This is a genomic window from Gammaproteobacteria bacterium (assembly GCA_022340215.1).
Classification (GTDB): domain Bacteria; phylum Pseudomonadota; class Gammaproteobacteria; order JAJDOJ01; family JAJDOJ01; genus JAJDOJ01.
This window is the reverse complement of sequence record JAJDOJ010000106.1, coordinates 1-6249: the sequence shown is the minus strand read 5'-3', so window position 1 is coordinate 6249 and position 6249 is coordinate 1. Positions and strand designations below refer to the sequence as shown.

The 6249-nt window shown below is 64.4% G+C and carries 6 protein-coding genes; all 6 read right to left on the bottom strand.

Annotated features, from left to right (window positions below):
- Positions 1-115 precede the first annotated feature (115 nt).
- Entirely contained in the window at positions 116-1003 is an 888-nt protein-coding gene (locus tag LJE91_07880) for an AEC family transporter (protein ID MCG6868635.1), read from the bottom strand.
- Positions 1004-1024: 21 nt separating this feature from the next.
- Positions 1025-2596, bottom strand: a complete 1572-nt coding sequence (gene purH / locus LJE91_07875; GenBank protein MCG6868634.1) for a bifunctional phosphoribosylaminoimidazolecarboxamide formyltransferase/IMP cyclohydrolase — start codon at positions 2594-2596, stop codon at positions 1025-1027.
- A 170-nt stretch (positions 2597-2766) separates the two neighbouring features.
- Complete coding sequence (locus LJE91_07870) at positions 2767-3057, bottom strand: Fis family transcriptional regulator (GenBank protein ID MCG6868633.1); 291 nt, start codon at positions 3055-3057, stop codon at positions 2767-2769.
- Positions 3058-3071: 14 nt separating this feature from the next.
- Complete coding sequence (gene dusB / locus LJE91_07865; GenBank protein MCG6868632.1) at positions 3072-4058, bottom strand: tRNA dihydrouridine synthase DusB; 987 nt, start codon at positions 4056-4058, stop codon at positions 3072-3074.
- Between the two features lie 162 nt (positions 4059-4220).
- On the bottom strand, positions 4221-5096 hold the full coding sequence (locus LJE91_07860) for a DUF3426 domain-containing protein (protein MCG6868631.1): 876 nt from the start codon (positions 5094-5096) through the stop codon (positions 4221-4223).
- A gap of 24 nt (positions 5097-5120) precedes the next feature.
- The gene (prmA, locus tag LJE91_07855) at positions 5121-6014 is read right to left on the bottom strand and encodes a 50S ribosomal protein L11 methyltransferase (GenBank protein ID MCG6868630.1); all 894 of its coding nucleotides are present in this window, start codon (positions 6012-6014) and stop codon (positions 5121-5123) included.
- Positions 6015-6249 lie beyond the last annotated feature (235 nt).

The window sequence follows — 6249 nt, the reverse complement described above, 5'->3', positions numbered from 1 at the left end:
CAGTGCGTGCTCGCGTCCGCCACCACCCACGACGAGAATCTTCATACCGGTCTCCGGCCAGGGCCTTAGAAAGGGACAAGTTTACGGCCTGCAATGGGCATTGTCGCCCACCGGCTCAGCCGTATCGCGGCAGCACCCAGGCCAGCGCGAGGGGCAGGCAGAACACGGCCGCGAGGTTACCCAGCAGGACGATGGAAGCCACCCTGGCGGGCTCCTGTCGGTACTGCTCGGCGAACAGGAAGTTGAGGACCGCGGGTGGCAGGGCACCGAAGAGGATCAGCATCCCCGCCTGTATCGGTGGCAGGGGAATCATCGTCACCAGCAACAGGGCGGCGGCCACACCGATCAGCGGTGTGAGCAATGCCCCCAAGAGCCCCACATGCCAGTCACCCAGGTCGATCCGGGACAGCCGCACACCGAGAGAGAACTGCATCAGGGGGATCGCGATCTGTCCGAGCATCGCGAGCGCGGTGAGAACGAATCCGGCGACCGGGATCTCCCAGTGGATAACCGCTAGGGCGGCCAGCGCCGCCAGCAGGGCCGGCTGGAACAGCGCCGTCCACCACTTTCCGCGGTGGTCGAGAATCAACGGCGCAATGCCGAAATGCGTCAGGTTACCCAGCAGGAAGAGCACCAGTGCGGCCGGCAACGCCTCCTCGCCGAAGGTGAGGGTCATCAACGGCAGGCCGAGGTTGCCGGCGTTGCGGAACATCATCGGCGGGGCGAGGGTACGGAACCTGAGTCGCCCCGAGATTGAGATCAGGACGGCCGCTGCACCGGACAGGGCGACGATCAGTGCGGCACCCAGGGCCAGCGGGCCGAAGGGGGTGAGTTCGAAGTCCTGCCGGACGAGCGAGGAGAAGACCAGCGCCGGTATGAACAGGTCCAGATTCATCCGGTTCGCCGCCTCCATGTCGGGTAGCCGCAGCCGGGCATAGATCGCACCCGCCGCCACCACGCCGAACAGCGGCAGTACGACGTCGGCGATGCGAGAGAGCAGCATCGCTTGCAGTGCCGCAGGGGATCAGTGCCGGAAGTGCCGCATCCCGGTAAACACCATAGCCATGCCATGTTCGTCCGTGGCCGCGATCACCTCCTCGTCCCGCATCGAACCCCCGGGCTCGATGATCGCCGTGATGCCCACCTCGGCGGCGGCGTCGATGCCGTCCCTGAACGGGAAGAAGGCATCGGATGCCATGACCGACCCCCTTATCTCGAGGCCCTCGTCACCGGCCTTGATGCCGGCGATCTTGGCCGAGTAGACCCGGCTCATCTGACCGGCCCCGACGCCGATGGTCCGATTGTCCCGCGCATAGACGATCGCGTTCGACTTGACGTACTTGGCGACGCGCCAGGCGAACTGCAGATCTTTCAGCTCGCTCGGGGTGGGCTCGCGACGGGTGACGACCTTGAGTTGCCCGGCGCCCACCATTCCCAGGTCGCGTTCCTGAACCAGCAGGCCGGCGCTGACGCGTTTGTAGTCCAGCGACGGGCGTGGATCGCTCCAGGTGCCGGATTCGAGCACACGCACGTTCTTTTTGCGGGCGCAGGCCTCTTTCGCTGCGTCGGAGATCTCCGGTGCGACGATCACCTCGACGAACTGCCGCTCGATGATGTCCGCCGCGGTCTTGCCGTCCAGCGGGCGATTGAATGCGATGATGCCCCCGAAGGCGGAGGTCGGGTCGGTCTTGAAGGCGAGATCGTAGGCCTCGTGTATGTCCTCGGATATCGCCACACCGCAGGGGTTGGCGTGCTTGACGATGACGCAGGCCGGTGCATCGAACTGCTTGACGCACTCCAGGGCGGCGTCCGCGTCGGCGATGTTGTTGTAGGAAAGCGCCTTTCCCTGGATCTGGTGCGAGGTCGCGATGCTCGCCCCGGAGGCATCCGGTTCGCGATAGAACGCCGCCTTCTGGTGCGGATTCTCTCCGTAGCGCATGGACTGGATGCGTTCGAATTGAAGGTTCAGGGTGCGGGGGAAGCCGGGTTCGCCGCCGGTCTGCTGTCCCAGGTAGTTCGCGATCGCGCCGTCGTATCGCGCCGTGTGCTCGAATGCCTTGACGGCCAGGTCGAAGCGCAGGTCGTGCCCCAGCTTCCCCTCGTTGGCGCTCATTTCCTCGACGATGCGGATGTAGTCCGTCGGGTCCACGACGACGGCGACCGAGGCATGATTCTTTGCGGCGGCGCGCACCAGGGCCGGCCCGCCGATGTCGATGTTCTCGATGGCCTCGTCCAGGGAGCAACCGGGACGGGACACGGTCTGTTCGAAGGGATAGAGATTGACCACGACCAGGTCGATCGGTGCGATGTCGTTGTCCGACATGACCTGGTCGTCCACGCCGCGGCGCCCCAGGATCCCGCCGTGAATCTTCGGGTGCAGGGTCTTTACCCGGCCCGCCATCATTTCCGGAAACCCGGTGTGATCGGCAACCTCCACGACGCGCACATCGTGTTCATCGAGCAGTTTTGCGGTACCGCCGGTAGAGAGTATCTCGACCCCGCGAGCGCGCAGGGCACGGGCAAACTCTACGACACCGCTTTTATCGGACACACTGACGATTGCCCGGTGAACCGGGTGTAGCCTGGGTTCAGTCATGATTTCCTGGGGGCAGAACAATGGGAGCGCGTGATTATAACGAAATTCCGGGGCCGCACCCGCCCGCTGACACACCGCACCCGAACGCGGTTCAACGCCCTGGGGGCCGTGTCGCCTGCGGTCGTTGTCGCGACGCTGGCGCGCAACCATCGGGTCCGGCTCTCGCCGAGTCAGGTCACGAGGCTGTGTTCCCTGAGCTTCTTCCTGAGCGTGGCGCGATTCAGGCCCAGCACCCGCGCCGCCTTTGACTGATTGCCCTCGCAATACTCCGCCACGCATTGCAGCAGCGGCAATTCCACCTGTGAGATCACCATGCGGTAGAGGTTGTCGGGCTCTTGTCCGTCCAGTTGGTGGAGATACCGTTTCAGTGCGATCTCCACGGCGTGGTGCAGGGGCGGCGGTCGGGTTTCCGGCGCGAGTTCGCGCGGTTTGCACTCGATGATCTCTGCCTCAGCGCTCATGCCTGCCTCAGCGCTCATGCCTGCCCCTGCGTACAAGCCGCGAACTCACCGAAGCCTCCCGCGAGGGCGGCGTACTGGGCGGCGCTGTTTTCCACGCCGCTGACGGCCCGCCACAGACTGCCGGCATTCGGCAGAGACGCGAGAAACCATTTGATGTGTTTGCGCGCAACCCGGACCCCGGTTGCCTCGCCGTAAAAATCGTAGAGTGCCTCAAGATGTGAGAGCATGATGGCTAGAGTTTCCCCAAGTGCTGGTTTTTTACGTAATGATCCAGTCGCAAGGTAGGTTTCGATTTCCCTGAAAACCCACGGTCTGCCCTGTGCCGCGCGTCCGATCATGATGGCATCGGCCCCGGTGAAGTCCAAGACTCTCCGGGCGGCTTTCGGGCTGTCGATGTCCCCGTTTGCGATGACGGGAATTCGCACGGTCCGCTTGATCTCCCGAATCGTCCCGTACTCCGCTGACCCGCTGAACGCGCAGGCCCGTGTGCGGCCGTGAACGGCGAGGCTGCTGACCCCCGATGCCTCCGCGATCCGGGCGATCCTGACACCGTTGCGGTGATCGGGATCGATCCCTGTCCGTATTTTCAGCGTCACGGGTACCGGTATGGCCGACGTGACGGCCTCGAGAATACGCGCCACCCGTTCCTCGTCCGCCAGCAAGGCCGAACCGGCATCGACCCGACAGACCTTCTTCGACGGACACCCCATGTTGATATCGATGATCTGGGCGCCCAGGTCGGCGTTCATCCTGGCGGCCTCGGCCATCGTACGCGGATCCGAGCCTGCGATCTGCACGACGCGTGGTCCCGGTTCACCATCGTGATCCCTGCGCAGTCGGCTCTTGGCCGTGCCCCAGAGCCTGGTGTCCGAGGTGACCATCTCGGACACCGTCAAGGCCGCGCCCAGAGACCGGCACAGGATGCGGAAGGGACGGTCGGTGACACCCGCCATCGGGGCGAGGACCGCAGGTCCCCCGATCTGATGGGAGCCTATCTGCATGTCAACTGGAAGATGGTGTGTTCTTGCACTAACAGAAGCGATGAGCGGAGCGCCCGGGAGAATCGAAATTATAGTACGCGTCGGACGGTGTTTGTCAGCCGCTCGTCGGATGGGAATGCATCGCGGCTGCCGCGAAACATCCGAGCCGCGTGGCGGATCGTCTCAGTGGAACTCGATCTCGAAGTTGAGCGCCGGGCCGCCCGGATCCAGCAATTCCAGCCGCAGGGGCACGGTCTCGCCCGGTGACAGCAGGCGGTTGGCGATTTCCGGCGCCGGCAGGTATTCTGCGGGCTCGAACAGGCGCGCCGCAATCACCGTGCCCTGAAGGTCGGAGAAGGCGACCAGGAGTCGCGGTGGGGGTTGGTCGAAGTCGGCATCGTTGCGTAGTACTGCGCTGATCGTCAACGCCCGCGCCTGGTCCGGATGCGTGTAGACGTTCCGGCTCACGAGGGCGATCCGATCCGGGTCCGACCGCGGCGCGATATCGCAGTCGATGTGAGCGCAAAGGGAATGGATCAAAGGGCCTGTCATGTCGTGGGACGATAGGGCGTGGCGATTGAACCAGGCAATCTGCACGACGAGTAATGCGGCCAGCGAGATCGATCCCGCGACCCACAGGAGTCGCGGGCCGACGCGATCTTCCGGGCGTTCGAGCTCCGGGACAAGGAACCCGGGGAGCACGGACGCGACCTGCGTTCCGCTGCGCTCCCGCGAAGGCCCGGTGTCCCGGGCGGACTCCGCTGCCGAGTGGGATTGTGTCGCAGGGGTGTCGAATGGCTCGGAGGGCGTCTCGTCCCGGACGGTTTCCCGTGTGGGCAGGGTGGACTGTTCCTCGATCAGCGTGTGCCGGGCGGACGGGCCGGAGATCCCGGTCTGGATCCCCGGGGTGCCACTGCCTGCGGACTTCCTGAACGTGACGTATTCCCTGCCGTTGAATACGTGCTCGCATTGACCGCAGCGTACCATGCCGTCGGCGGCGCGAAGCTGCTGTGAGGTGACGACGAACAGCGCATGACATTTCGGGCACTGGGTGTACATGGGATCTGGTGGGTCGCCCTGTGTTCAGTCCTTCAACCGGCCTTCGATCAGGACCCAGTCGTCTTTCGATACGGGTTCGCGCAGAGTAAATACCGACCGATACGCGGCCGCGACTTTCCGCGCCTGTTCCCGCAGTATGCCGCTCATGACCACGCGTCCGCCAGGCCTCAACAGGGAGGTGAAGGTTTGGCGGAGCTCGATCAGGGGTTCGGAAAGTATGTTGGCGAGCAGCAGATCGGACGAACCGGTGCGCGCGATGTCCGGGTGTCCGGTCACCAGCCGTTCTGCACCGATGGCGTTGCGGGAGGCATTGTCGCGGGTAGCCGCCAGCGCCTGATCGTCGATGTCCAGTGCCATCACCATGGCGGCGTCGAGGCGGTAGGCGGCCAGGGAGAGTACCCCGGAGCCGCAACCGTAGTCGATCACGTCGAGTGCGGTGGGCGGGTGTGCGTCGAGCCATTCCAGGCAGAGCGCGGTCGTCGGGTGCGTCCCGGTCCCGAACGCCATACCGGGATCGAGCGACACAATCACGGCGTCGTCCTGTTCCACCGAACCACCGCTGGGACAGATCCAGAGTCGATTCCCGAACCGCATGGGACCGAAGTCGTCCATCCAGGCGCGGACCCAGTTGCGTCGGGGTACGGTCTGGACAGATGAAGTTGATCCGGGGCCCAGAGCGGCGGCGAGCATGAGCCTGACGGCCTGAAGGTCGCGGTCCGAGTGAAACAATCCCGTTACCTTGGTTCGTTCCCACAGCGGGGTCTTCCCCGGGCGGGGTTCCAGTACCGGTTTCTCGACCGCGGGTTCGAGGGTCACGGAGATGGCGCCCGCCTCGAGAAGAATCGTTTCGATGCGTTCGCTGTCCGGACTGTCCGTCGTCACAGAGAGTTGGCTCAGCGCCGGATCGGGGTTCGGCATTCCGGGGAAGGCCTCTAAGGCGATTTCTGTCAAATGACATACCATCCTGCTTGTCTTTATCGTCCGTCCTCTGTGTTGCGACAACCGTTCCATAGTTCGACTATGCGCCTGTTGTCGCGTCTTGATGACGAACGATCCCGGCGCGGCGCTGTCCCTGCTTTGCTTGGGCACCGGTCTTGGGCTTCCTGCCCAAGCCGTTCACTGCTTCGCAGCTCACCCGGCGCGATCTGGTATG

Excerpts from the sequence above, each read along its gene's own strand:
- LJE91_07880 (MCG6868635.1), bottom strand. The coding sequence starts at position 1,003 with ATGCTGCTCTCTCGCATCGCCGACGTCGTACTGCCGCTGTTCGGCGTG.
- purH (MCG6868634.1), bottom strand. The coding sequence starts at position 2,596 with ATGACTGAACCCAGGCTACACCCGGTTCACCGGGCAATCGTCAGTGTG.
- LJE91_07870 (MCG6868633.1), bottom strand. The coding sequence starts at position 3,057 with ATGAGCGCTGAGGCAGAGATCATCGAGTGCAAACCGCGCGAACTCGCG.
- dusB (MCG6868632.1), bottom strand. The coding sequence starts at position 4,058 with ATGCAGATAGGCTCCCATCAGATCGGGGGACCTGCGGTCCTCGCCCCG.
- LJE91_07860 (MCG6868631.1), bottom strand. The coding sequence starts at position 5,096 with ATGTACACCCAGTGCCCGAAATGTCATGCGCTGTTCGTCGTCACCTCA.
- prmA (MCG6868630.1), bottom strand. The coding sequence starts at position 6,014 with ATGCCGAACCCCGATCCGGCGCTGAGCCAACTCTCTGTGACGACGGAC.